We start from the raw sequence: 25,329 nt of genomic DNA on the forward strand, positions 1-25,329 counted from the left end.
CCTTCAGAGAGCTACCGCCGTAATACGCATCGGACCAATCAAGCGCCGGAGTAAGTGCTGTTCCTTTGCTGTCTGCGATCCAGCGCCATGTTGGTAAGATATCCTGCAGGCTCCGGTTATTCCATCCCTTATCTCGAACCTGCTTCCCACGAACATAATATTTCTGTCCGCTTCCTGTATTGAAGTTGGTGATGAAAGGCAGCTTATTTATAGGGGATGATTCGATGATATCGTTTGCGATCCCTTTCCAAGCCTGACCGCTCGCGGTGTTTCCCGGGTTCCCGTTTGGTCCCACCCAAAATTTGTTCTCACGTACGAAGAAATCCTCCATACTCTCTGCGCTGTTAAAAGCCCAGTCCGGGCGGTAAATACCAAGGGAAGTGACGGCAGGTTGACCATCCGGGAACAGCAAATTCCAGTTCACATTCGTATCGTAGCCCTTGGCTTCGACATCGATGCCTGCATATAAATCATATGGCGTTCTTCCCAAGCTTTTGGCCTTCTCAGCCGAGCTTTTAAGATCCTTCCACCAGAAGTTCAGGAACATACTGTCTGTTATTTTCTTATTATTGTCTTGCAGGTACATTGCATTCTTGTCATTTAGTGCATTTTGCCAACTGATACTGCCCTCCTTGGTCATGGAGTCATACCATACGATTTGCATAGATGCAGATTTGTGCGATTCTAGGTAACTTAGGAAAGCTTTCATTTTCTGTGCGTCAGCTGGTGTTCCACCCTCAGTCTCCTGGTTAATAAACCAACCGTCAAATCCGTAATACTTCGCAACCTGGATCAGCTTATCTGCAGCAGGAAACGAGCCATCACTGTTCTGCTGAAGCATTTGCTCCACCCATTCAAATTTCCCGCCATACACAGTGGGTGGGAAGAATACTGTTCCGATAATTGGCACGCCATTCTTATGAGCTGCGTCGATGGTATCCGCGCTTGGTGGAACGATGATCCCTTCACCGGCAGAACCGCCCCAATAGACCAGCTTGTCAACATACTGCCAATAAGAAAACGTGTTAGCTCCAAATTTGTCCGAACCTTGTGATGGTACGCCACTTGTTCCCGAGTTCAGCGCTGATAATGCCATAACTTTGGGCGCTTTAGTCGCATGGGAGTTGACACCATCTGTCACAAAACGATCTTGCAGCGGGACTGTGCTCTGGTTAAATGCCGCATCCGGATCGGATGCAGGACTCCACTGAAGCAATTGCTCTGGATACCAGTAGGATGAATAAGGCTGTTTAGCGAACGCAGTTGTGGATAATGCTGCGCACATCACCAATAAGAATATAAAACCTGCACCAATCTTTTTCATGCCATACTCCTCCAATCGATAGTTAATATGATTGCGCTTACATTTTAACAAGTCGGACACAGCTGTAGATAGTGGATTAATGACAAGTCCAGGTGCAATTATTACAGATTGTAAGCCTGAAGCTTGGGTGCTAGCCTTAACTTCGCTCTATAAATATAAAAGAGCCCCTATTAAAACAACAGGTGCTCTCAATCTTTTTATGTTATTTAGAATCACCACTGGACTGTTGACTGAATCATTACCTGGATTTTCGAAGCAATTTCTTCAACAGCAAATGCTATATCACAGATACCCGGGGTATTGGTAAAAGAATATTTTACATGAATAATAATCCTGCTGTTGTTAAGCTGTCAGGTTTAAAAGAAATTGCCGTGTGTTCTGATAAGCATCGTTCCATCCCATCTTAGCGTAGAATCGAAGTCCATCTAGTCCCTTGAAATAATAGGCACCCATTAGCCGCTCCTTAAAATAAGGGGTCACTATTCCAGCTTTCTCTTGATAGTTTTGGTACGCCTTAATGACATCACTCCATGGCATATGCCGATCTAAAATCGCAAGGTCAACGAGAAAATCACCGTACATGCAATTCCCGTCAATAATGCCGGTAATTCGTGTTCCATTGGACAAAATATTCCACTGTTGAAAATCTCCGTGGATAAAGCTTCTGTTCGATTCATTATAAGGTACATAATCCATCAACCGACAGTATATTTCTTCGTATACGTCCCTCTCCAGGCAAGTCGTGCGGAAGAGATCATGCCAGTTCTCCCAGAACGTTCCCGTTTGATCCTCCGCATTTACGGCAACGACGAAGTCCTTCCAAGATGTATGGGACCCGTTGCCATTAGCACCGATCCACCCATACCCGTTAGTTGCTCCAATATCCGCTGCGGCCATTCTTGTTAAAATGCTGATAATTTCAGGCAGATGAAGAGTTTGTTCCTCTGCCGTGCAATCGGATAGGTTACGCCCTTCCATTCGTTCCATGATAAGATAGGTTAACTGGCTAGTTCTTCCTAACCCCAAACATTTTGGGAAAGGGATGTTCTGACTTGACAGCAAATTCGATACATAGTTTTCTGTTTCATACGCTCCTGCCAGATCGCTGAATTTCACAACATAGCCTTTTCCATCGAGGATAAAAGAAAATACGTTACTTATATTGCCACCGGAAAGTGGTGTAATCTCAGTCGAACCCGGCCTAAGATGATTCTCCAATACTTTTTCAATTTCACTCATGACCAATTTTGGCTTCTCGTAAGTCACTGTAGCTCCAACTCCCGTATATTAGAGTCTAATATCTCGTTCCTCATAATCAAAGGGTTCTTCACACGAGTAAATGTCATCAAAAAAACCCATATATGGAATGTCGTCTTCCAAGCATTTTATGCGGTAGGATAATTCCTCATCACATGATGGCTCTTCACCATTGTTTCGCATGACCTCGAATGCATCTACAATATTTTCCATGAGCGTCACTTGAATAAATAAGGGCAGTTTATCCAACATCGACGGTTCGATCGCGGTCTCAGATCTGTATCCTTCGAGGACTACTTCAAAATAATCATCCATGAATTTTTTACGTTTACCAGCATCTGGTTCGAATTGTGTCCATCCCACGCCTTGTGTCCAGAGACCTGCCAGGTCAAACAAATACCAACAAAAGCAGGAGTTATCGAAATCAAAAACAGTAATTTGCCCTGTATCAAAATCGATCATATAATTCCCATCGCAGTAATCAAAATGTACCATCCCAAAAGACTCGTGATTCCTGTCCATCCCTTCTAAGGTTGTAAGGAGATCTACCAGCTTCTCCTTCAGCAGAGATAACGAGTCAGGTATTAGCTTATCTATATAATCGGCATTATATTTATCAAAAAAATTATACCGAGAATGGACAGGCGTATATCCCTTCGATAATTGATGCATTTTTCCAAGGACTTTACCGCAGTTATAATAGTATTCAGTAATAGGAACGCCTTCCCGATACTGATAATTATTTTCCACGAGCATTTTTCCCTTAGCCTTATTAAATAGGCAGATATAAAAAGTGTGATTGTTATGAGTAATCTCTTCCAGCAGATTCCCCTTTCGGGAGTTGACTACATCCGAGACACTTCCACCATGCTCAAATAAATATCTAATATACTCAACTTCACCCAAAAAATCTTCCCGGCTTCTGTCATTTAAGAAGGCAATTCTGATTATTTTTGCTTCAGAATCAGCTTTATCACAGTTATATGCGACATTCCGTCCTCCTTCATGTGCATGGATAAGCCTGATTTCATAACCTTCCAATCCGTACAATTCCATCACTAATGGAAGTAAGTTTGTATCAGCAATTTTAATAACCTCGTTATAATTCAGAATATCTCTCCTCTCAACTCCTTCAATATATGGATAGTTTACCAGCTCCAGCTGATAAACTGGATGGAGAAAACAACTATAACTGAAATATCCTGTTTCATTAGGTCATCGTTCCTAGGTACACACGAATTAAAATATCTTGGTCATGGTTACCGAATCCAGCCACATAAAGTGTCAAACCGCCAACATTAACAGCCTTCTCGTTTACTGCGAAACGAAGCGTCCAAAATTGTTCTCGTAGCTGAAGATCAGCGATAGTCACGTCCGACACCCTCTCTTCATTAATATATGTGCCTGCATTGTCAATTCGAATCGACTTCAATAATCCGTATTGATTCACATTTCGATGCCACCATTTCGGAGTATATATGCCTCGCGCAGCTCTTCCGAAGTCTGCTGGACTGGTCCAGGTTCCAAGCGTCTGGCCATTAAAAATGAACTGAATATCAGAAGGCCAATGGTCCCTCAAGCCTGGTGCTTCAGAAGCAATTTCCATTGAAATTTCGATGGCCTCGGGAGTTTGATGAGGAAGTAGATAGTTAGGCGTTTTGTACTCAACGTAACCTCTCCCGAACCACAAAATGGCGGCATTGACTCGCTCGGGATCGAGAAAGTAGCGCGGGTCGTCCCAAACCCCTATCTTCATCTCGCGCGTGCCCAGTCCGCAGGTTGGATGAACTTCAAACGAGGTATAATGACCGACAGATATTGTTTGCTCTCTGACCCTAGGCGTTTACCTGGCAATTGGTAGCTCAATCTCAATGTTTTTTTGTTTAAGGAAGCACATTTTATGAGTTCCTCCGTTTTGGCGTACCCTACGGCTTACGATTAATTGGGCTTGTTCGAGCTTTCGAATGTGCATGGTGACTATAGAGGGGCTAAGTTCTAACTTCGCTGCAATCTCCTTCACATTCATTTCGTTATCTGCAACAAGACTCATAATTCTCCATCTGACTTCGCTTGCGAGTGCCTCATATAATGCCATGAATTTTGCTTCACCGTTCGCTTTGATCATTATCATACTCCCCTAAACTATTGCAAGCCGGGGAATTGGTCGCGGCATAGCGTTACGATTGGCGCAGGAGGGTGCAATGGTCGCCGTACATTATGGAAAAAGACAAAATGAAGCAGAAGATGTCAACAGGTGGGGAGAATCGGAAGATATAGCTGATATTGCCGCTGATATTGCCTCATCGGATAGCCGCTGGGTAACCGGTCAATTAATTGATGCTAGTGGCGGATCTCATCTGTAAATCAAGGGAAACGATCTGAACTATATAAAAAAAGTGGCAGTCACGAAGGCTTCTTTGCCCCAATTGACTGCCACTTTCTAATTAATATCCCATATCCTTTAATATTTTGGATAACGTGCTCAGACGCTCACCGATCATTTCACCGTCATCGCTCAGAGCTTGATTGAACAGCTTAATATCTTCATTAATTCGCTCATTATCCGTACAAACCGCCACAGTCATAGCATCTCCTTGCAGGCCAACACGGTCGATGACGGGCTGCTCCGGGTCATATAAATTCTCATATCTATACGCTTCACGGAAATGTTCCAACGACCGACAAATTAGAATGGACAAATCAAGCACGCGATGAAGAGGCAGCTCTTCCGATTGTCTGGACCATTTTTCTCCCGTATATCTCCATACTTTGGCCGAGATATCGACCTTCCCTCTATCATTCCACTGGGCTAATCCCAAGGAAAGGCCTTTCGCATCCGTGTTTCCGGCCATTCGGCCGTCAACCTTCTCATAATTTTCTGACACGACAACAGGCTTATGTTTTAAAGTTGTAGGTATTTTCATGTTTTTTCGTCCTTCCAGTTACTATTTTACTAATTTACTAAACGACGGTTTCATCTTATCTTGGATTTCATCGTTAGTCAATTCGTGGTTTGTTATAACCTTTGTCTCCGTAGGGCTGTAGCTTTTCTAACCATGGCTTTAAGATTTTCTTCCGTTCCCAACGCATATCAGTTACTTTGTCTATTTCCTTCTGCTCTAGTACCTCATAAGTGAACGCATCTGCACCGAATTCTTTCCAATCCTTTTGCAACTGGGCATTTGCAAATCTCCCCATATCGAGCTGCATTTGCAAGGTAAGCCATTTGTTTTTCAAATTAGGATAACTATCAATAAAGATTTTGCCGTTGACTTGGTTTTTGATTTGGGCAACACCCATATAAGTCTTGATTTGTTTGTACTCCTCGATCAGCTCTTTGCGTTTATTCATATCCATATCTTTCTCTCCTTATCGTAGTTAATTAATATTCTTGAAAATTATAAATATCGAGCGATAATCCGAACTAACCTTGCAGGAAACTTACGTAAATTTGTAATATCTAAAAATCTTTCGTTACCATAAATCTCACTAATAACATCCTTATCTTGACCGATTGCGGCTGCTAGAAATGTAATGCCTTTCCGTTCATATTCCTCTATGGTTTGTTGCATATCTGTAACTGCGTACCTTCCGGTATAATCGTCCATTGCTTTGGGCTGTCCATCACTGATGCTAATTAACAGCTTAGTCTGATGCGGTGAAGCAGCTAACCGTTCTCCCATAATTCTAAGGGCCATCCCATCACGGTTATTACTTCTCGCCTGAATCCGCATCAGCCTGAATCGATCATCGGGATCTGGTTTATCAAAGTCAGTATAAGCAAAGATCGACATTTGCTCCATCTTGGAAACATCAGCAGTATCGCCATAAATCAGTATCGGAATATCGCAAATTTGACAAAATTCATATACCGCGATTACCGCTCGTTTGGCAGCTTCTAATCTCCCAAATGCTGACATCGATGCAGATTCATCCACCCTTAGACCAACTACAAGGGAAGGTGATTCCGTTGGAAGTCGCTTTTTGGCAAAATACCTATAGTCCCTATAAGCAACGCTGTCAGCTTGAAACTTGCTACCGTAATAACGGTTCCGCTCAAAATCGGAAGACGTTTCATGTTCTAAGAGCGGAAGTGTCTTTCTGGCAATTTCCTGAACGATTGGAATAAGTTCCTTGCTTAGTCTGACATATTCCTGTTGGATCTCCTGATTGTAATCTGGACGGTGAACAATGAGCTTTACTCTTTCATGAACAGAATTCGTCACGAGCTCTCTCGCGGCTTGATTAAGCTTTTTACGGAAATCGCGGTCTTTTTGTTTATCATCCTCTGACATGGGGTCGGGATTTGCCTGATGATATTTTGGAGAGCCGATTTCTCCCGTATCTGAACTTTCCATATCGGTAGACTCATCGGGTAAACGGGAAGAACCCTCTTCACTGTCGTCAGACTTTTTTAGTACGATCCCTGCTTCATCAACAATGTTATCATGATCAACCTCAGTGACACCTATTTCTCCCCATGAATTAATTTCTATCGCATCTCCGTTAAAATCTCGTTTTTTTTTACTTCAATTAGAGCTGCATCTAAACCACATAACAAGTCATGCTTCTCGAGTGCTTCTTCTAATAGCCTGATTTCTTCGGAATCCGTTGTGATCTTGTAGATGACCTTATGATAAAGAGATCCTTTTGCCGAGGCTCCTGCTGCAACTGCATCTGTCCAGTAGAAAAAGGAGCGCATTCCAGCCACGCCTTTGATAGCATTGGCCCGGGCTGTTTTGTCCAACATAATAATGGTGTCTGCTAATACGCTTAATACTTTCTCGTCTTTATAACCTGTTTTGACTATTGCACGTTCGATCATGATTTCTTTGGTGGGCAGATCCATTTTTTCTGAGTGTTGGACCCTGTCACGCAATGCTTCATTTAATGGCCTAGATCCTACATAGCTGCGATTGGTTGTAATGACCGCTATGAAGTCGGGATGTCTGCGTATGATTTCGGTAGGAAGATTAATGCTGCCGTCCAGTTCCAAAGCAGAGTTTAACGCCATGAGTACCGCAGCATCCCGAATAACGTTTGGTTCTTGTATTTCTAAAAGATAACCTTTTTGATAGGCTCTAACAATCTCAGATGGATAGAATCGGTATTCAACAGCTTCACCATTAGAATGTTCCATAGCAAGCTTCAGCAATTGCCTCATTTTAGAAGCAGCTTGTTCCTGCGTAATTGTCATTGCAGCCATTAAAATTTCAGTCGTGCTTTGAAAACCATCGCTTTCATATAAAGCTTTCAGAACGATTTGCTCCGCGGGCTCTAATTTCTCTAATTGTTCAGAAGAAATCACCGGCAGAATAGCTCCCATAATATCTGATTTATCCATATCCGCAAAACAAGTCACCTTCGTATAGGGCAGCCCGAAATTAGAGGATAATGCTTTGGCTAATTGTGTTTTACCAGAGCCGGCATCACCTTCTAACAGAATATTGGCAATTTTCATTTCTCCGCGATTCCAGTTTCGCTTTACTTCTTTACTAATACGCAGTTCTTCTTCGCTGACCTTATGAGATATTGGCTTTTCCCAAATCAGCTTTTTTTCTGCATCTGTCATTAATCTCATAGGTGACAAATAATACTCTTCATGTTCTTGCATTTCATTCTCCTCCTCCTTATCCTGATGCTGAGCCCATCATCCCCATAAAAAAACAGGCATGATCGCACCCGAAACCCTGCCAATAAAAGTTCCTTCAGTATTCCGCACAAGAAGTGTCTGAATTCCACCTTGAATACAAGGGGAAAAAATCCTCGAACCTCTCCAACATGACAACAGGACTATACTTTAAATTTATTGGTATTTTCATTACTTCACTCCAATTTAACAATTCACTCGTTTACTAATTTACTAATTTACTAAATCACTGCTTCATTTTATACAGGATAAAGTTATTCGTCAAGCCGGTATCAGTTCTGATAATCCACAATCCTTTATTTAAGGTGTTATTTGATTCTGTTAACAAAAGAAAATGTGGAGCCTTGGAACACAATATATCCTTCACAAAAAAAAGGGTGTTTCAAGCCATTATTGGCTTGAAACACCCTTTCCGCTGTCGAAATCACCCCATTACATTAGAGGTCATTTATGATATATATCATCTACTCTTCAAAAAATTCTTTAGCATATTCTACAACCCCATGGACATCTGAAAGTGCGCCATCCATAAGCTCAACGGCCATAAAATTAGCCTCAGCAACTTCGAATGGTGCTTCTATACCATATTGACTGGCTTTTTTATAACCAAACTTCGGATAATACTTATCATGACCCAGAACAATAGAGCTCTTATAACCAAGCTGTGTTGCTATTTTGTGGCCTTCTGTAATCAGTAACTTCCCTATCCCCTTACCTTGCATTTCTGGTAATACAGCAACAGGTGCAAGCGCAATCAAAGTATGACCATCCACTGTTATTTCTGTAAAAAGAATATGACCCACGATCTTATTCTCGTATTCAGCTACAAGAGACAACTCCGGAATAAACTTTGTAGAATGCCTAAGCCTATTTACCAAATTGTGTTCATCATGGTCTGAATAGTCCACTTTTTCAAATGCTTTTTGGACAACATGGTAAACGTCGTTAATATCTTCAACTTTTTCTTGTCTAATGATAATGGTCATTGATTTAACCTCCGATATCCGCAAAATAGTTAGATATTTCATTTAATTCATCTCTTCTCGCAGATCGTGCTCACATGAAGAGGATAATACGTTTTAGTTCCTTCATGCTCTGTCTAGAAATCCGTCCGGTCTCAAACATGGATTGGGTGTTGTCTCTCTCCAGCTGAATTCCGACCCGGGCCAGTTTCTGTATTGAAATGTCGAACTCTTTTCTGGCGTTAGTGTCTGATTCGTTTCTAGTCAGATGAGATTCAACATAGGCCTTATTTTAATTGATAGAATTATTACGTTCTTTTAAAAATTGACGAGCCAGCTTTCAGTGTTCCTATTACTTTCCCAATATAAGCAATTTCCAACATCCGTCTAATCTACCCATTTGATTCTATATATACTATCTTTAAATCGAGATCTCTAGTTATAAATCAGAAGGATTGATAATAGCTAGAACCTGATGATCCTCCCACACTCCATTGATTTTCACATTACGTTGGGAAATACCCTCTTTGTGGAATCCAGCATTCTCAAGTACGCGGATAGATCCGGGGTTTCGGGGAGATGCTTCCCCTGTAATCCGGTGAAACTTTAGCTCTTCGAAGGCATAGCGTACCACCAGCTTTACAGCCTCTGTCATATAACCATTGCCATTATATTCGATATCCAGACTATATCCAATCATACAGCTTTGAAGTGGGCCTCGTATGACAAAGGACAGCCCAATACTACCAATAATTCGTTTGTCTTCTACGTGATATATCACAAAGTTATATTTTCGGTCCTCCGCCCTGTCGATCCTACTCTTTTGAATCATTTGGAGCTGATGCTCCACCGTATAAAATTCCTCCGCGGTGGTAGGAGAAAATTTCTCGAAAAAATCCCGATTTCGCAAGTACATTGCTGTCAATTCTTCTGCATCTGCTTCCTCTGGAAAACGGATATTCACTTTCTGTTCTAGCATCTCCACCATCTCCACAATCTAATATGTTTAGAAGATTATAACACAGGCTAGTAGACTCGAAAGGGCGGATTAAACGAGCTGAAAATAATATGAACTATTTATCGAAGATTTAAATCGAGCTATTCTGAATATTGCGAAGGAATTAAGAAGTGAAACGATTATCCATAGCGGTTGACTTTCTCAGCAAAACATCAGACCAAAAAAGGTAGACGACTTATAGATCTGTCTTCTACCCTTTTGAAAGCTGATTATCTACAGCGTTACATTCAGCATTTTACTCTAAGTAAATGCTATCCTAAATACCCTTTAACTAAACCTAGCGGCAGTGGCTTGGGTTGCTCGCAGCTGGTAACTAGTTCCGCATACCGTTTAGAGTCGGAACTTGTATGGAATGCATGCATAATCTCAAGTACGTGATTGGCGAGTTCTCCGTTTGCACGTGGCGTTTCCCCTGTGTCGATGCAGCGAGCCATATCCGCTACCCCTATGCCTCTACTGTTATCTGCATAATTGTAAATAAGCGGGATCTCTTGGAATTCTGGGCTGTGCGCCGGACGTAGAAGGATCGGTCCTCCAAAGTTATTGGGGTCAGGTACAATCAAAGTTCCTTGCGATCCATAGATCTCGATTCTCGGCAAAGTGCTGTGCCAAGTATCAAAGCTAGTGATCATCGTTGCCACGGCACCACTACTAAACTCAATCGTTCCGGCAACATGTGTAGGCACCTCTACATCAATGACTTTACCAAACTTCTTTTCGCTAGTAATCGTTCTTTGAGGGAAGGAGGTTTTGGTGATGCCGCATACTGTTTTAGCCGGGCCCAGCAAGGACACTAGGGCAGTAAGATAGTAGGGTCCCATGTCAAACATGGGTCCGCCACCGGCTTTATAATAAAATTCTGGATCAGGATGCCAGCTTTCATGTCCATGACAAAGCATAAAGGCAGTTGCTGCCACCGGCTCCCCGATATAACCATCCGCAATCAGCTTACTGCAGGTTTGCAGACCGCCTCCGAGGAAAGTATCTGGTGCGCAGCCGAGGAACAGGTTCTTTTCCTTCGCCAGGCGAACTAGCTCGGTACCATTCTCCAGAGAAAGGGATAATGGCTTCTCCACATACACATGCTTACCAGCTAGCAAGGCTTGCTTACACACATCAAAATGAAAATTAGGCGTTGTCAGATTAACGACAATTTCAACCTCTTCTGAAGCAAGTAATTCTTCTGTGGTCCATACATGAGGAACTCCATATTTCTCCGCTGCCTGCTCTGCTCGTTCCTTATCCAAGTCAGAACAAGCATAAACCTCCGTATTAACGAAGGTACCATTCAAATTTTCAAAATAAATGCTGCTGATGTTTCCACAGCCGACTATACCTACCTTCACTTTGCGCAAGATCATTCCCACCTTCTCTCAGTTTTCGTTAGCCGCCCATAAAAAGCCCTTTCGCATCAGTTCCTTGGCCTCCGGAATATCGAAAACATCAGCATGATGTCCAAGTGAATTATAGAAAACCTTACCTTTTCCCCATTTCTTCGTATATACAACGGGCATCGTGATGACACCATTCGCTGAATGCTCACCCTCACTCATCACAAACGTAGTTGTTGCCAAAACATCCACTGCAGGATCCACGTGTAAATAGTATTGCTCTGATTTCACCTTGAAGTCTTGGATACCCTCCACAATGGGACTTGAGCCGGAGTGTATTATATTGACTTCGTACTCTACCCCATCGTTAAATGGATGCGCCACCCACTGAGATCCGGTCAAAAATTGCCAATCTGTATTGTTACGGAAGGAGTCGCACATCCCTCCATGACAACCGGCAATTCCTACTCCAGAAGCTACAGCCTTCAGAACCGAAGATACCTGATCATTGCTGATTTCTCCCATTGTCCACACCGGTACAATAAGACTTAAGTCTGCAAGTTCCTCTGCACTGTTGAAGCTATCTAGTGTATCAGATACTTCAACCTCAAAACCCTCAGACTCTAGAATGCCAGCAAAAATCGCAGCTACTTCATTCGGTTCATGCCCATCCCATCCACCTTTTACAATCAGTGCCTTCTTTGTCATTCTGCAATCTCCTTTATCTATGTAGTCAACCTTTCGTCCATCTGATGAAATTGTAATCCATATCGGAGGGGACTGCTCGCCATTTCACTTGTATGAATGGTCATTTTTTGCTAAGTTTTAGAGGTAAACATAAAATTCAAATAACATAAACAGGAGATCTTATGAAAGCCTTTCACGAAAATAGAACCTATCAATCGACGTTTCCCTTTACCGTATTGTCTATGTATTTGAAGGATCGATTCGGATGGGAATCAACTCGGAAACGAAGGTCTTGGAGACGGGTGTTATGGCTATTTGCAGCAGCGGAGACATCCACTATTATGACAGCAAAGACAGCAGCTCCAAGATAATGCTGATTATTTTCAATCCTTCGTTGATCGGTTTCCCTGGTGGATGGCCCCTGAATGTGAGACTGACTTTACCTTTTATAGAGAAACGATTTGCTACAAGATCAGAAGATGAAGATATTAACAACCGTCTTTCTGCGGTCATGCTGGAACTCATGCGTGAATATAATCAGAAGCTTGAATATCATGAACAACTAATCATTGGCTTGTTGCACGAATGGAGCGGACTTATTTTACGGCATCTCCCTTTGGAAAAGATTAATCCGCAGAAAGACAAAAGGCGTATCACTAACATGAAGATCATGCAAGAGGTTCTTGAATACCTCGACCTCAACTACATGCATGCCATCACACTTGCTGACGCTGCACGCCAAGCTAATATGAGTCTCTTTTATTTCTCCCGCTTCTTCAAAAGCATTTCAGGTATGAGTTACATTGCGTACCTCAGTAACATCCGAATTAACCAAGTCAGTGCCCGATTCATTTGAAGATGCCAGTTGAACTCCGCTACAGTGACCTCCTGTCCGTTAAGGGTCAGAAGTGGTTCTTCTGCTTGTGGAGCCTGCACATTCATCACGCCAATCAGCAGCATACTTCCCGCAATCAGAGCGAATCAGAATGGTGATAAGTCGATTTCTTTTGGAATGAAGCCTTAAAGTCATAAGTTGATTCCTCCTCTCCGCACTCGTATTAAGCGCTTTCATTCTCTTCGATATTAGACATGTTACCCCAAAAAAAACAGGCGGGAATGCTGCGAAATGGTTTGCCATTTCACGAATTGCCTGTAAAGGCCAGTTCTCACTTCATCTATAAAACAAAAAACAGCCCGGAATGTTCCGGACTGCCTTGCATTGCTCTTATGACGGGTCTGCCCCCGGACACATACTGAACTTCAGGACACCGCCTTTGATAATCTCTTCATGAGGCAAAGAATGATGCTCCCAAAGCGTATTGTTCCAGTGGATCGATTTACTGTGCACATTGGCGGAGCTGTTGTTTTCCGCTTCAATGACCCATTGCCGCCCATTTTCAAGCTGAATAGTTACTTTATCAAATAGGGGACTGCCGAGCACATATTCCGGAATTCCGGGACTTAACGGATACAGGCCGATGGCGCTCCAAATATACCAGGCACCCATACTGCCATTATCCTCGTCGCCGGGCAAGCCATCCATTCCACTGTTGAACAGTTTAGCCATGGTTTTGCGAACCCAGTACTGTGTTTTGGACAACGCCCCAAGTCTGGCGAAAATATAAGGAATATGGAAGCTGGGCTGATTGCTGATGGCAAACTGCCCCAGATCGGCCGCGGCCATTTCCGACATTTCATGAATTTCCAAGCCATAAGAACCCACTTTGAATATCGGTTCCTCGACCATTAACTGGTCCAGACGCTGAACAAAAGCTTCCTCGCCACCCATCAGCCCGGCTAATCCCGGGAAGTCATGGGGCACTGCCCAGCTCCCTTGCCAAGCCCCGCCTTCACAGAACGGGTCGCCCCACGCCAAGGGATCAAATTCCTCCTGCCAAGTACCGTCTTCGTTGCGACCTCTCATAAACCCAACCGTCGGATCAAATAGCAACTTGTAGTTCTGCGCCCGGGTCATAAATCGCTCATAATCATCCATTTTGCCAAGTGCTTTGGCAACCTGAGCAATACAGAAATCTCCGTATACATAATCCAGCGTGTTGCTTACACTTTCATGGAAACGATCATGTGGCAGATAACCGTTCTGCAAATACAATTCAAGCCCTCGTCTGCCCAGCTTCTCGTCCGCTGCCGGACGATCTGCATGCTTTAACAAACCTTCGTATAGCACCTCTGCATCGAAGCCGATGATACCCTTGACTACGACATCTGCAGCTGCCGCATCAATCAATGTGCCGGGCATGGCACTGCGTTCGCCTGGTGACAGCCATTTCGGCAGCCAGCCGCTTTCACTGTAAGCTAATGTCCAAGCCTGCATGATCTCACCGAGCAAGGATGGAAACAGGATACTGTATAACGGGAAGCTGGTCCGGTATACATCCCACAGTCCGATATCTGAATACATTGGACCCCGGCAAATACTGCCGTTAAAAGGGCTGTAATGAATTTGCTCGTCTTGCTCGTTATATTCATGCCACGTTCTAGGAAACAGGCAGGTCCGGTACATACAGCTGTAAAAGGTGCGGAGGTTCTCTTCATCCGCGCTTTCGACAACAATGCGGCTCAGCCGTTCTTCCCAGCTTGCCTCTGCTTTGCTCAAGATCTCTCCGAAGCTGTGCCCACCAACCTCCCGGTCGAGATTTAATTGCGCTTGCTCTCCACTGATAAAGGAAGTACCGCATTTCACTTCTACTATACCGGATTCTGGTATGGATAATCCTGCGTATGCGCCCAGCTTTTCGCCTGTACCTTCATTCGACCCTAGAGGTTGGTAATCCCCGTCAAAAATTCCCGACGCCTCCATGAGAATGTCAGTGTCGAATTGGAAGACGAAATACATCGCGAAATTATCGGGTACTCCGGCGGTATGGCCTCTTGTATAGCCGATGATCCTGCGTTTCTCCGGTTGAAAGGTGAGTTGAGATTCACCTTTTAGCGGTGTTATTATGAGCCTGTTCTGCTGTCCCTTAGCGTATGTTATTCTAATCATCGCACCGCGCTCTGTAGGGGTCAGCTCCAGTCGGGTACGATATCGCTGAAGAGACACACCGAAGTAGTGAGGGGACACTTGCATCTCCTCCGGTTTAAAGGAAGAAGAGCGCGAACCAGGACTGAGCAATAACGGTCCAGTCTGCGGCATCAGTGTTAGATGTCCATAATCTCCGATCCAAGGACTGGGCTGGTGAGTTAATCGGATGCCCTCCAGGTGGCGATGGTGTGGATGGAAGAACCAGGTCCCCCCTGCTTCATGGGTTTGTGGGCTCCAAGCCGCCATGCCAAATGGCATGGCTGTAAGCGGCAGCGTATTGCCGTGTGAGTAGCGGAAATCCGACTTAGTCCCCTGCAATGGATTAACATAATCTAACAAACCCAAATGGATACACTCCTTTGGCTGGCTTTCACCAGCTCTATAATCTCTGACCTTAACTGCTGCCGGCTAAGATAATCGAAATACTTGAACATCTCCTGCTTCTACTCGTATCGACAGTTGAGTCGTTGAAGCTTCAAACGGATTTATGGGCTGAAATTTGGCATTCCCATCGTCAAACCATGGCTCTGCTGAAGTATAAAGGGCAGGCAGCGTAACTTTGGCTTCTGCCAATTCGTTCCCTTCATTATGCACATAGAGGAACGCACCTCTGTCTTCTTCAACTTCCCACTCGGAAAGATCAGCGCGGACACCTCCGCTTACTTGCACATTCGGCTGTAGCTTCAATTCTCGCTGTAAAAGATCGCGCACCAGCTGGAGCGTTCCGGTATGTCCATCCTGCCAGTAGGCAGCCGCAAGCAAGGTGCCGAACCACACAGCACGCCCATTGCCATAAGCGGCGGCCGTCAACACAGGCATGTCGTCCTCGGCAAATTCGGCTAGGACCTTCACATGACTTTGCAGCGCAATATCCGATTTGTAATAGGAGCCGTGTGCCTTATCATCTGCGGCTGCTTCCCCTTCCTTGCTGTGCTTCATTACATTAAGGAGTGGGATCGCCGTCCGTGATTCGAATGCTACCTGATGATAGCTATGATCCAGATTCTCGGCAGAATGAATCCAAGTCTCCCGAACCCCAAAGACTTCATCAAATCCATAACCGGGAACTGTATAGCTGTGACAGCCATTCTCTGCCTGAAGCGCTCCGAAGGAGCATTCCGAAATCAATATGCCGCCCTTCTCCACCCACTCACGCAGGAGGTTACACAGTTTACGGTTCAGATACAGTGGATAAGGCATCCACAGGCAGCGGTATTGCTCCAATGTCTGTTTCGTAACATCCGACTCATGCAGAAACTCCACTTTATAGTTAAGTTCATGAAGCAGTTTATGGACGCCCTGCAGGGAATCGTTATAGGTGTCCAGATGATCATGTGCCGCAAAGTTGGCGATTTGGTTCTGTGGGCTGAATAGAATAGCAATCCCGTCTCCACCCCGTTTTGCCTGCAAAAGCTCTTGCTTATTGTCTTGCACAAGCTTATTTAGTTGGGCCATATCTTTGTACCATGGGGTTGGACTACCGTCTAAATACACACTGCCCCAAGCCGGAGCCTCCTGTCCTAATACCTCCGGTCTATACTGCCAGAACAGATATCCTGTTATGCCACGGGCGAGCGGGGTCAGAATATGCCGCTTCATTTCTCGCAGCTCCGGCTGGCGCGGCTTCATCGCCGTATTGCCCGGCAGCGCATGAATCTCCGAGTTGATAATCGGTTTGCCTTTGGCGGCAGAGATCAGCAAATCAGCTGACCAGGCTGAGGACCCCAGACTATTGCCTGTCAGGTCACAAAGCTCAGCCAGCTTGAAGTCGTCTGAACCTGCTGTAATCATATTAAAAATAGGGGCTGGCACAGTGTGTGCCATAACAGGATGTAGCAGATCCAGCGACTTCACTGTATCTACCCGGCTCCGCAGCTCATCTGTCAAAGTACCGGACATGAACAACCGCCAGTCCACCAGATCATTGAATACGCCTTGTCCACGTGGTGCCTCTACTTCCTCCCAGCTTCCGTAAGTCCGCTGCCATGATTCGTTTAGGGCTTCCAGAGTAATATATTTATTTTTCAGCCATTCTTGGAATGCCAGCACGGAATGACCGCAATAGCATACTTGGTTGTCAAAAGACAGTTTGCGCTTAATTCCTGTCGTGAGCTCAGGCTCATTCCATAAATCCCACACCCAGAGGGCGGGATGATTTTTGAAAGTCTTCACTGTTTCCGCTAGAAATTCCGCCTTCTCCGTGGCCGCAGCTGCATGGTGATAACAGGGTCCAGGTGCTCCGCCAATCTGGCGGCAGTTAATTGCCCTAGGTTCCAGAACGGAACCGTCTGCTGTGATCATTTTGGAATCAGGATATTTTTTACTAAACCAGGCTGGCGCCACATCAAAAATCACATTCAAAATGACCTTTAAGCCGTTCCGCTGGGCAATATCCATCAGCACCTGAATATCATCGAACTGGTAGATCCCTTCTTTGGACACACTGGCGCGCCACTGCACCCAATACTTCACACAATTGAAGCCCTGCCCGGCAATATTGCTCAGGTCTTTCTCCCATTGATCCCGAAAAGGAGTCGGGGAACGGTAATATTGAAACCCGAATGGAATAAATGAATTTTGTATCAAGGGTACTCCTCCTACAGCGTTCAATTTCGATATCATGTATTTATAAAAGCGCTTACAGCTCTTTTACGGTTAAAGTCTACCACAGTGTATTTTGCAAAAGTTAGGATGGAATCCTATGAAACGGTTTGCGAAGCTGTTGAAATGTTTAGAACTTCTGCAATGTCGCCATCTTTGTACATAGCCACCGGGGAATATACTGCGAAATCGTTTGTGATCCTGACAACTAAGAAATTACCGCTCCTCTAAAAGTGGTTTCATGTTTATAATGACTGTAAGACATATTAGAAACTACTTCGAGGTGAGGCCAATGTTGAAAGCGCTTGTAGTAGATGATGAATATCTGGTCCGTATGGGCATCACCCAAACCATAGACTGGGCAGAGTACAACGTCGAGATCATAGGAGAAGCCAGTAATGGTGAGGAGGGTTTGGAGCTTGCACTACAGTACCGCCCGGATGTGATTATTACCGATATCCGCATGCCCTATATGAACGGTCTTGAACTCATCGAGAAAATACGGGAGCAGGACATGCTCGTAGGCATTGTCGTACTCAGCGGTTATGACGAATTTCAATATGCGCAGGCTGCACTGCGTTATGGCGCCTCCACCTATTTGCTGAAGCCTATTAATATAGAAGAACTCGCAGATACAGTACGAAGCGTTGGCGATGAAATCCTGGGGAAAAAGCAACTCTCTAACCGATATTCACAGCTTAATGAGGAAATCGCCTCGATCTCCAAACAATTCTGGCAGGATTTACTGCATGACCAGCTGCATAGTGAGGAATTCATAGCAAGTAAGATAAAGCTCCTGGAGCTTCAATTGGAACCGGGAAAAGCTATGCTGCCGCTGTCCATAACCTACCCTGCTGATAACGGCCTTCAAGGAGATGCTATAGGCAAAGCGTTAGAGGATGAAGCAGCGGTTATTCTGGAAGCGTATTCTTTTGATCAGCTCTGTCTGTTCCGCGATAGCCGTCTGGAGTGGGTTATGATTCTCCGAACCGAGGAACCTGAGCTTGCCGGGGATTCTGCCCGCAGATTAGGTAAGCAGCTATCGGAATGGAGCCAGCAGCATTTCGGCCAGGCTCTCAGCGTAGGCATCGGCAAACCTACTGAAGATTGGAACGGAATCGTAGATTCATACAAACAGGCTGTGCTTGCTGCGCAGCGTGCATTGTCTGGTATTGAACGTGTGCTGTACGCTGAGGAAGAGGCCGGAGCTCGATGCCGGCGTGAAATCAGAGACGCCCTCGCTTTTATCCGGGAGCATTATGCTGGGAACATTACCGTGGAGATGGTTGCTGCTGCGGTGTTCGTCAGTCCAACCCATTTAATGCATCTATTCCGCAAAGATTTGAACAAGACGTTCTATGAATGTCTGACGGAATATCGGATTGAAGAAGCCAAACGTATGCTGCGCAATCCGATGTACCGAGTCTATGAGGTGGGCAATCAGGTTGGTTTCACCGACTCCAAATACTTTAGCCAGATCTTCAAAAAGATGACGGGCATCCCGCCGAGCGAATATGCAAAAACCTATGGTTAAGCTAACGATGGTCAACCGGATGGATTCTTGGATGCGGAGGTTCAAGATCAAAAGCCGGATTGTTGTTGTCCTGTTAGTGGGATTGTCTCTGCATTTGGTGCTGATGCTTGTTATTTTTAACCTCTATTCCTATACCTATCTGCAAAAGGATCTGTATCGTCATGTGGTCCAGACTCAGCGCCAAATTGGGCTCAGTGTGGAGTTGATGGTCGATGACATTCAGATGTTGTTCCTGCGATTTCTGGTGAACAGCGACATTTACCAGATCATTAATAACGATTCCCTACCGGCAGCAGACAAGGAATCACGGATCGGGGCTATCATCGACGGCATGCTGGCACAGAATGATCTCGTGGGCAATGTGATTATCAACACCAATGATAATATGCTTTACTCTTATCAGTCTAAGGAGCAGATGCTCGAGGTTCCTGAAGCCCTGTTCATTAAACGTATACAGGAGAGCAGCATGCCTGTTGTCGGTGAAATTAAACGGGATGGAGACGGCAATGCCTATATCCCCTTCGGACAGCAATTCCGGAACTTCAATACGGGTCAAAATATCGGGGTCGTCATCATCTATGTCAGAGAAGCAGCCTTGGCAGATCTTTATTCCTCCAGTTTCACTGGCATTGGCTACTCCTTCCTGACTTCCAGCGACCGGATTATATCTCACCCCGACAAGCGGCTCTTGGGCAATTTTTTGGAGGAGAATGCCCCTCTTCGCCCGGGTCAGAAAGAAGGCTACCGCACCTGGTCAGATAACGGAAATTCCTATATCATTGCTACTTATCCTTTGAATCCTAGGTTGGAGACGCTTGGTGTTAGCTGGGAGTTCACCAGTGTGATTTCTAGCCACAAGTTGCTGGAGGGAATTGCCAAGGGTAACCGAAATGCCCTTCTTTTCGCCAGTGTTACCTTCATTGTGCTACTGATTCTTTCCTTTTATCTGGCGGCCAAAATCACCCGACCACTACTGAACTTGAAGAAGAAGCTGAGTCTGTTTGGCAAAAAAGACCTAGCAGCTGTCTATGAGCAGCGGGCACAGGTCGATGAGATTTTCCAGCTAGAGAACAGCTACTATCAGATGGTAGAACGGATCAGCCAATTAATGCTTGAAAAAGATGAGGAAAAAGAGAAGCAGCGCAAGGCGGAGCTGACCGCGCTGCAATCGCAGATCAATCCTCATTTTCTCTATAACACGCTGGATGCGATTGCCTGGATAGCCCGGCTGAAGAAGCAGCCCGACATCGAGCGGCTAATTTCTTCTCTGGCAACCTTTTTTCGGATTAGCCTGCATAAAGGTGATAAATTTGTCACCGTCGACGAAGAAATCCGTTTGGTGGAGAGCTTTGTTACGGTCGAGCAAATGCGTTTTCCGAATAAGTTCGAGATTGAATACGACATTGAGGAATCGCTGCGAAAGGTCCGCATTTTGAAGCTGATTCTTCAGCCTATCGCAGAGAATGCGATCAAGCACGGCATCAGCGAGAAACGTGGTATGGGCCGGATCTGGATTAAAGGCGAGCTGCTGGAGGATGAGATTCGTTTTACCGTGACTGATGACGGGGTCGGCTTTGCCAACGGTGCGACCCTTAGCCAAGCTAAGGAAGATGTACTGTTCCAGAGCGGATATGGCCTACGAAACGTGGACGAACGGATCAAGCTGGAATACGGTCCTCAATATGGGCTAAGCATCTCCAGCACTCCGGGGCAAGGCACCACGGTTACGATCAGCTTGAAGAAGGAGCTGCCCAATTAGTGAGGATTGTTAATGAATGCGGACAATACAATGAAATCGTTCCTTTTTGAGAGGTAGGTGGTACTTCCACTTTTCTCACAAAGAACGATTTCTTTTTTTGACGTGTGAGCAGTGTGGGTAGATATTCTATCGAAAACGAATGAGAAAACGAACCGTTTGTGGGCTAGCGGTTGTCAGCAGACAATAAAGTAGTAGACTGAATGTCTTTATTCCACGCGGCTTTTCGAATTGTCAAACCGTTAGAATCCATATAATAAGTTTTAGACTGTCGCTGTTTCATTTAACTGACCTGTCCCGTTCATTGAAGCATCTTGAAATATAATTACTGTTCAAGTCCTTCGAAATTGCATCGCCAATCAGACACCCATGCGGGAAAATATCCTAATCGGTGAGCTACTCTTTGTGATGCAATGTTACTGGAAATTAAGTCATAACTCGGTATTTCTCCGCGTTCCAATATTTCAAAAGTTAGCCTGTTTACAAGATAACTAGCCAATCCCAAATTACGATATTGTGGTAATACTTCTATGCCGATTTGCCACAGTTTTGCACAGGTTTTGCTTGCTCCTGCCACACCAACAATTTTCCCGTCTTGCTTTGCAAGTACAGCTAGATTGGTCTGCCAGGGAAGATTCGTATCATAAATAATAGCTTCATTGAATCTCGTAACATCAAATAAACTGACCACTTCTTCTCGCTTAATTAATTCAAATGTAAAACAATTCGTTGGTGCCATGGGCTTTATTTTTTTTACATCGGGCAGAAAATGTAAGTAGAGACCTCTGATAAATGGCAAGGAGAATACGGTATCTCTGTTTTTGCCCTGCATCTGAGTTTTTGCAATTAACAAGCGTTCCGGTGTTGCCGATACTACAATTGATTTTCCCATAGACAGGATTTCGAAATAACGTTCCTTTCTTGGAAATGGTCTACTTCCAGGATTTTTCTTAGCTTCAACAAAAATAATGCTGTCCCTCTCACCGTTCAGGTCATCGATAGAGCAATTTAGGTCAATTGCAAGTTGTGATTGCACAATGAACAGCATTTCTTGTTGTGTCAGAAACATAGTTACCCTTCCTTTCGTTGCGCCAACGGTTATTCAAAGTTCGCTCTTCCTGTGATCATTGCATATGACAGCATTAATTCCCTGCTAAGCTAATTATGTACTCTATTAACCTGTCCATTAATTGAATGTATTCATTGAATTATCCATTCTTTTCTGTGAGGAAAAAGGACTTTCTAACAAAAAACGAATAAATGAGTACAATTGCTGACCAAATCAAATTCCCAATAAATGGTTGTTGATTCTGAGAGTATAATAGATTATAACTTATTAAACCAAATCCAAATGAGTACATAATCATCAACCAAAACCCCCATTTTTTCAAACGCATATAACCATAGCTTAGAACAAGGGAATTAATAGCCAATATAACCCTAAATAATTGTTCTGGAAAGTTTGGTAAACCAAACCTATCTGCTATGCCAAATTCATCGGCATCTGCATTAAAGAATATTGCTGTGACAATCAATGCAACTGCACCAAAAATGTAGAAACAACTAATTAAAGTAACGCCTAAAGGTCTTTTCACTTTCCACCTCCTGTACTCAGATTTCCGCAATCCCGCCGATAGTTGAATAAAAGGCAGCCAATCTTATGAATCCCGCAATTTATAATTGTTGGTTCGAACGCACGATCCCTCGGTAGTTTGTATCTTGTGCTCCATGAGATTCTTTTGCCATATCGACATGAATGACCTACAATGATTAACTATTTACCTTTTTAACTCTAAATAATTCATATTATAATCTTCACCTAAGTAATTCATCACTCCAGAATATCCATTTAATTCCCACTCTCCATTTTTGTTTGGAGTAAAAATGTATTCTCTTTTCCAATCCTTTAACTTCTCATCATCACCAACATATTCTTCCTTAATGCTTAATCTAGTTTGATTAAAAAACTCATTCTCGAAGTAACTTTTATAAATGACCGCATTTGTTATAGTTATTCCTTTATGAAAGACAGTTGGATATAAAGTGTTCTGTTGTACATACATATCTGACTCAGGATCGGAATCCATATTATTGATAAATAACATAGATAGAATATCCTTAGCATGGACTCCAAACTCATCGGTAAAAGATTTTTCTAATTCCTTATACTCCAGTTTTGACACCTTTTCTCTCAACGCTAAATCAATGATCATTTTTTCTTTCTTCTCAACCATTTCAATTGCCATGTTTATATCGAAATTAATTGTTTCTTCTTTAATCGGCTTTAATTGTTCTGATGATTGACAAGCTGATAAAAACAAAATAACGATAATAAGCAAAACAAAGTAGAATTTCCTCATAATTAGCTACTCTCCCCTACAATTACACTCTTTTTTAATGAATATAAATTATAGTTTTGGCCGTGGTCGCGTAATTCTTAAATAATAGTGTTCTCCGTAATCAGTCTTCCTCCTCTTTTTCCCACTAATCTGCTGAAGTCCAGCGTAAGAAGCTTGAATGGCGAAGAACTGAAGCCAAGCGAGCAACTGGTAGACAGTTGCATTTTTCCCCATAAGTAAACGTTCTGAGCGTAACATGGGGACGTTGATGGCGAGGCTGCACTTAGAGCTGGATGACGCTGGTGAATTAGAAACACTTCTGAATAGAGGCGTTTTAGTTGTATTTCTTACAACTAAAACGCCCTATTTTGCGAAGGCCGACGTTTAAGTGTATTAGGTACATCTATACTTTCCTTTTTCGTTGACAACGACTATTTTCTCGAATAATAAGTGTAGTGAATGCAACTAAACCTTGCTTCAAATATTAATTGCCCTCAATAGTTGTATGAAATACACTTCGGCTAAGGCACATTAGTTTTATCTGCCAGGAGTGATATGTTGGTGCAGCATAGGTTAGTTTGCGGAGCGCATCTCCCTCTACTTCCATCCATTCTACTAAAACATCAAAAGGCGTCCCAAGCACAAGCAACCCATTCATTGCTTTGGGGACACCTCTTTGTCTGAGTAGATATAAGTGCTGAAAGTTAGTATCTTTTGCTGATTTTAGCGGGTAGATTGAAATTACACAGCTAGTTTTCATAGAATCAGACTGCCAATCTTAGTCTTTCATCGTGGAGTTAATTTTCAAATACAACTGTTTCAGCGGATTAACAATACTGCCACTGAGCATTGAAATCAGCAACCAGAACACTATGAACACGACGATGTTTAAAACGATCATTAAATACTTAAATGTCCGCAGCTCTGTGTTCATGCCGTCTGCAGAGATATAGGTGACTATCCGCTCGTCCGATTCGGGCAGCGGATAGAGCAATATCAAGCCGTCGGCCGTTTCACGCTCCAACAAATCCATAGCACCGCTACTTGAACTATCTTGTTCTTCCGGCATAGCTGGATTATCCTTCTCTGGTGTGGCCAGCGCAGTTCTAATTTCTTGCAGTCGCTTCATAGGCACATCCGCCGCATTCAGTAGCTTTCCGTTACTTGTCAGCAGATAAACTTCATTCTCGCCGTAGATCGTATTCTTACCTGACAGATAGAAGCTGTACAGCTTGTCAATTTCAACTTCGAGCGAGAGCAGACCTAAAATTTGCCCCTCCTTGTTCTGAATTTTCACCTCAAGCAGCAGACGGTCGCGCAGATCAGAAGGCGCGTTCATTAGATGTTCCCGGTTCAGCACCGTCCAGCGCAAAGTCTGTTCCCGGTTATCCAGAAATTGTTCCATCCCCGGAACCTTCTTGATCTCTGCAAAGGGGAGAAGCCCCGACACATTGCTCGAGGAGTAAGTCCCCCCTGCTTCACCCCAAATATAAATGCCGAGAATGTCACTGCTGGAGGAGCGAATGCCCTCAAGTATCGGAGAAATCGCTCCATCGTACGCTGGTTTTTTCAGAGCGTTTTGTACCACCTGATTGTTGGAGATAAGCTTCGAGGTCTCCTCTAGCCAGTTCATGAACAAAAGAGTGTTCTTATGCTGCTGGCCAATGTATTGAACGGACAACTGCCGCAGCATGTCCAAGCTTCTATGCTCGATAGTACGGTACAAAATGAAACTCGAAGCGGCAATGTAAACGGTAATAAACAGCACCAGGACAAGGCGGATGTTGCGGCCGAATGATCTGAACATATAACTCCCCCATCCCC

Annotated in this window: 22 protein-coding genes and 2 pseudogenes; 4 read left to right on the top strand and 20 right to left on the bottom strand. The window is 44.0% G+C overall.

Translation table 11 applies throughout. From position 1 onward, the window contains the following. The 4 genes and pseudogenes from UQ64_RS32080 to UQ64_RS11625 all read right to left on the bottom strand — a co-directional run. On the bottom strand, positions 1-1,324 hold a 1,324-nt coding region (locus UQ64_RS32080; RefSeq protein ID WP_425339586.1), incomplete at its 3' end, for an endo-beta-N-acetylglucosaminidase. Positions 1,325-1,666: 342 nt separating this feature from the next. Then, positions 1,667-2,590 (bottom strand): aminoglycoside phosphotransferase family protein, encoded by a 924-nt coding sequence (locus UQ64_RS11615; protein ID WP_060623618.1) that lies wholly within the window; start codon positions 2,588-2,590, stop codon positions 1,667-1,669. 21 nt (positions 2,591-2,611) lie between these two features. Next, positions 2,612-3,637 (bottom strand): phosphotransferase enzyme family protein, encoded by a 1,026-nt coding sequence (locus tag UQ64_RS11620; RefSeq protein WP_209445783.1) that lies wholly within the window; start codon positions 3,635-3,637, stop codon positions 2,612-2,614. Between the two features lie 154 nt (positions 3,638-3,791). Beyond that, a pseudogene (locus UQ64_RS11625) lies at positions 3,792-4,706 on the bottom strand (ArsR/SmtB family transcription factor). Positions 4,707-4,830: 124 nt separating this feature from the next. Between UQ64_RS11625 and UQ64_RS30795 the strand changes: the two are divergent. Beyond that, positions 4,831-4,944: pseudogene (locus tag UQ64_RS30795) on the top strand (short-chain dehydrogenase); the annotation flags it as partial. An 81-nt stretch (positions 4,945-5,025) separates the two neighbouring features. On the opposite strand, the gene UQ64_RS11630 reads toward UQ64_RS30795, so the two are convergent. The 8 genes from UQ64_RS11630 to UQ64_RS11665 all read right to left on the bottom strand — a co-directional run bounded on the left by UQ64_RS11630 (position 5,026) and on the right by UQ64_RS11665 (position 12,250). Then, positions 5,026-5,505 carry a DUF6530 family protein gene (locus tag UQ64_RS11630; protein ID WP_060623620.1) on the bottom strand — a complete coding sequence of 160 codons (480 nt, stop codon included), beginning with the start codon at positions 5,503-5,505 and terminating at the stop codon, positions 5,026-5,028. A gap of 73 nt (positions 5,506-5,578) precedes the next feature. Further along, positions 5,579-5,938: a GIY-YIG nuclease family protein gene (locus UQ64_RS11635; protein WP_060623621.1), complete on the bottom strand. Its 360-nt coding sequence runs from the start codon at positions 5,936-5,938 to the stop codon at positions 5,579-5,581. Positions 5,939-5,979: 41 nt separating this feature from the next. Continuing rightward, positions 5,980-6,939, bottom strand: a complete 960-nt coding sequence (locus UQ64_RS11640; RefSeq protein ID WP_060623622.1) for a vWA domain-containing protein — start codon at positions 6,937-6,939, stop codon at positions 5,980-5,982. Between the two features lie 134 nt (positions 6,940-7,073). Further along, positions 7,074-8,195, bottom strand: coding sequence for an AAA family ATPase (locus tag UQ64_RS11645; protein ID WP_060623623.1), 1,122 nt, complete (start codon positions 8,193-8,195; stop codon positions 7,074-7,076). Positions 8,196-8,695: 500 nt separating this feature from the next. Then, positions 8,696-9,217 carry a GNAT family N-acetyltransferase gene (locus tag UQ64_RS11650; RefSeq protein WP_060623624.1) on the bottom strand — a complete coding sequence of 174 codons (522 nt, stop codon included), beginning with the start codon at positions 9,215-9,217 and terminating at the stop codon, positions 8,696-8,698. A gap of 415 nt (positions 9,218-9,632) precedes the next feature. Further along, on the bottom strand, positions 9,633-10,172 hold the full coding sequence (locus tag UQ64_RS11655; protein ID WP_060623625.1) for a GNAT family N-acetyltransferase: 540 nt from the start codon (positions 10,170-10,172) through the stop codon (positions 9,633-9,635). Positions 10,173-10,462: 290 nt separating this feature from the next. Continuing rightward, complete coding sequence (locus UQ64_RS11660; RefSeq protein WP_209445759.1) at positions 10,463-11,566, bottom strand: Gfo/Idh/MocA family protein; 1,104 nt, start codon at positions 11,564-11,566, stop codon at positions 10,463-10,465. Between the two features lie 18 nt (positions 11,567-11,584). After that, entirely contained in the window at positions 11,585-12,250 is a 666-nt protein-coding gene (locus tag UQ64_RS11665; RefSeq protein ID WP_060623626.1) for a ThuA domain-containing protein, read from the bottom strand. Between the two features lie 244 nt (positions 12,251-12,494). Here UQ64_RS11665 and UQ64_RS11670 point away from each other — a divergent pair, with 244 nt between their 5' ends. Beyond that, positions 12,495-13,085, top strand: coding sequence for a helix-turn-helix transcriptional regulator (locus UQ64_RS11670; RefSeq protein ID WP_060623627.1), 591 nt, complete (start codon positions 12,495-12,497; stop codon positions 13,083-13,085). Between the two features lie 39 nt (positions 13,086-13,124). Here the strand turns inward: UQ64_RS11670 and UQ64_RS32560 are convergent, their stop codons facing one another. From UQ64_RS32560 to UQ64_RS11680, 3 genes are all read right to left on the bottom strand, one after another. Beyond that, positions 13,125-13,259, bottom strand: coding sequence for a hypothetical protein (locus UQ64_RS32560; protein WP_280818183.1), 135 nt, complete (start codon positions 13,257-13,259; stop codon positions 13,125-13,127). Between the two features lie 195 nt (positions 13,260-13,454). Beyond that, complete coding sequence (locus UQ64_RS11675) at positions 13,455-15,626, bottom strand: GH92 family glycosyl hydrolase (protein ID WP_156417518.1); 2,172 nt, start codon at positions 15,624-15,626, stop codon at positions 13,455-13,457. A gap of 57 nt (positions 15,627-15,683) precedes the next feature. After that, on the bottom strand, positions 15,684-17,861 hold the full coding sequence (locus tag UQ64_RS11680; RefSeq protein WP_060623629.1) for a beta-galactosidase: 2,178 nt from the start codon (positions 17,859-17,861) through the stop codon (positions 15,684-15,686). A 307-nt stretch (positions 17,862-18,168) separates the two neighbouring features. Here UQ64_RS11680 and UQ64_RS11685 point away from each other — a divergent pair, with 307 nt between their 5' ends. Both UQ64_RS11685 and UQ64_RS11690 read left to right on the top strand, forming a co-directional pair. Further along, the gene (locus UQ64_RS11685) at positions 18,169-19,410 is read left to right on the top strand and encodes a response regulator (protein ID WP_060623630.1); all 1,242 of its coding nucleotides are present in this window, start codon (positions 18,169-18,171) and stop codon (positions 19,408-19,410) included. Then, positions 19,391-21,169, top strand: coding sequence for a cache domain-containing sensor histidine kinase (locus UQ64_RS11690; protein ID WP_082651084.1), 1,779 nt, complete (start codon positions 19,391-19,393; stop codon positions 21,167-21,169). Before UQ64_RS11685 ends, UQ64_RS11690 begins: the two co-directional genes overlap by 20 nt. A 322-nt stretch (positions 21,170-21,491) precedes the next feature. Here UQ64_RS11690 and UQ64_RS11695 read toward each other — a convergent pair whose 3' ends face one another. From UQ64_RS11695 to UQ64_RS11710, 5 genes are all read right to left on the bottom strand, one after another. Then, a complete protein-coding gene (locus UQ64_RS11695) occupies positions 21,492-22,235 on the bottom strand; it encodes a GNAT family N-acetyltransferase (protein ID WP_060623632.1) in 744 nt (247 codons plus the stop codon). A 139-nt stretch (positions 22,236-22,374) separates the two neighbouring features. Then, a complete protein-coding gene (locus tag UQ64_RS11700; protein ID WP_060623633.1) occupies positions 22,375-22,761 on the bottom strand; it encodes a hypothetical protein in 387 nt (128 codons plus the stop codon). Positions 22,762-22,944: 183 nt separating this feature from the next. Next, complete coding sequence (locus tag UQ64_RS11705; RefSeq protein WP_060623634.1) at positions 22,945-23,526, bottom strand: hypothetical protein; 582 nt, start codon at positions 23,524-23,526, stop codon at positions 22,945-22,947. 463 nt (positions 23,527-23,989) lie between these two features. Next, on the bottom strand, positions 23,990-24,163 hold the full coding sequence (locus UQ64_RS30800) for a hypothetical protein (RefSeq protein WP_156417519.1): 174 nt from the start codon (positions 24,161-24,163) through the stop codon (positions 23,990-23,992). 120 nt (positions 24,164-24,283) lie between these two features. Beyond that, entirely contained in the window at positions 24,284-25,312 is a 1,029-nt protein-coding gene (locus UQ64_RS11710) for a cache domain-containing protein (protein WP_060623635.1), read from the bottom strand. Between the last annotated feature and the right edge of the window lie 17 nt (positions 25,313-25,329).

Source organism: Paenibacillus etheri, assembly GCF_001012825.1.
GTDB lineage: Bacteria > Bacillota > Bacilli > Paenibacillales > Paenibacillaceae > Paenibacillus_AQ > Paenibacillus_AQ etheri.

What these genes read in the sequence shown, in the direction of transcription:
- UQ64_RS11650 (WP_060623624.1), bottom strand. Translation starts at nt 9,217, where the DNA reads ATGACCATTATCATTAGACAAGAAAAAGTTGAAGATATTAACGACGTT.
- UQ64_RS11640 (WP_060623622.1), bottom strand. Translation starts at nt 6,939, where the DNA reads ATGGAAAGTTCAGATACGGGAGAAATCGGCTCTCCAAAATATCATCAG.
- UQ64_RS30800 (WP_156417519.1), bottom strand. Translation starts at nt 24,163, where the DNA reads ATGAATGGGTTGCTTGTGCTTGGGACGCCTTTTGATGTTTTAGTAGAA.
- UQ64_RS11620 (WP_209445783.1), bottom strand. Translation starts at nt 3,637, where the DNA reads ATGGAATTGTACGGATTGGAAGGTTATGAAATCAGGCTTATCCATGCA.
- UQ64_RS11695 (WP_060623632.1), bottom strand. Translation starts at nt 22,235, where the DNA reads ATGTTTCTGACACAACAAGAAATGCTGTTCATTGTGCAATCACAACTT.
- UQ64_RS11635 (WP_060623621.1), bottom strand. Translation starts at nt 5,938, where the DNA reads ATGGATATGAATAAACGCAAAGAGCTGATCGAGGAGTACAAACAAATC.
- UQ64_RS11685 (WP_060623630.1), top strand. Translation starts at nt 18,169, where the DNA reads ATGTTGAAAGCGCTTGTAGTAGATGATGAATATCTGGTCCGTATGGGC.
- UQ64_RS11705 (WP_060623634.1), bottom strand. Translation starts at nt 23,526, where the DNA reads ATGAGGAAATTCTACTTTGTTTTGCTTATTATCGTTATTTTGTTTTTA.
- UQ64_RS11670 (WP_060623627.1), top strand. Translation starts at nt 12,495, where the DNA reads ATGGGAATCAACTCGGAAACGAAGGTCTTGGAGACGGGTGTTATGGCT.
- UQ64_RS11645 (WP_060623623.1), bottom strand. Translation starts at nt 8,195, where the DNA reads ATGCAAGAACATGAAGAGTATTATTTGTCACCTATGAGATTAATGACA.
- UQ64_RS11630 (WP_060623620.1), bottom strand. Translation starts at nt 5,505, where the DNA reads ATGAAAATACCTACAACTTTAAAACATAAGCCTGTTGTCGTGTCAGAA.
- UQ64_RS11665 (WP_060623626.1), bottom strand. Translation starts at nt 12,250, where the DNA reads ATGACAAAGAAGGCACTGATTGTAAAAGGTGGATGGGATGGGCATGAA.
- UQ64_RS11710 (WP_060623635.1), bottom strand. Translation starts at nt 25,312, where the DNA reads ATGTTCAGATCATTCGGCCGCAACATCCGCCTTGTCCTGGTGCTGTTT.
- UQ64_RS32560 (WP_280818183.1), bottom strand. Translation starts at nt 13,259, where the DNA reads ATGACTTTAAGGCTTCATTCCAAAAGAAATCGACTTATCACCATTCTG.
- UQ64_RS11690 (WP_082651084.1), top strand. Translation starts at nt 19,391, where the DNA reads ATGCAAAAACCTATGGTTAAGCTAACGATGGTCAACCGGATGGATTCT.
- UQ64_RS11655 (WP_060623625.1), bottom strand. Translation starts at nt 10,172, where the DNA reads ATGCTAGAACAGAAAGTGAATATCCGTTTTCCAGAGGAAGCAGATGCA.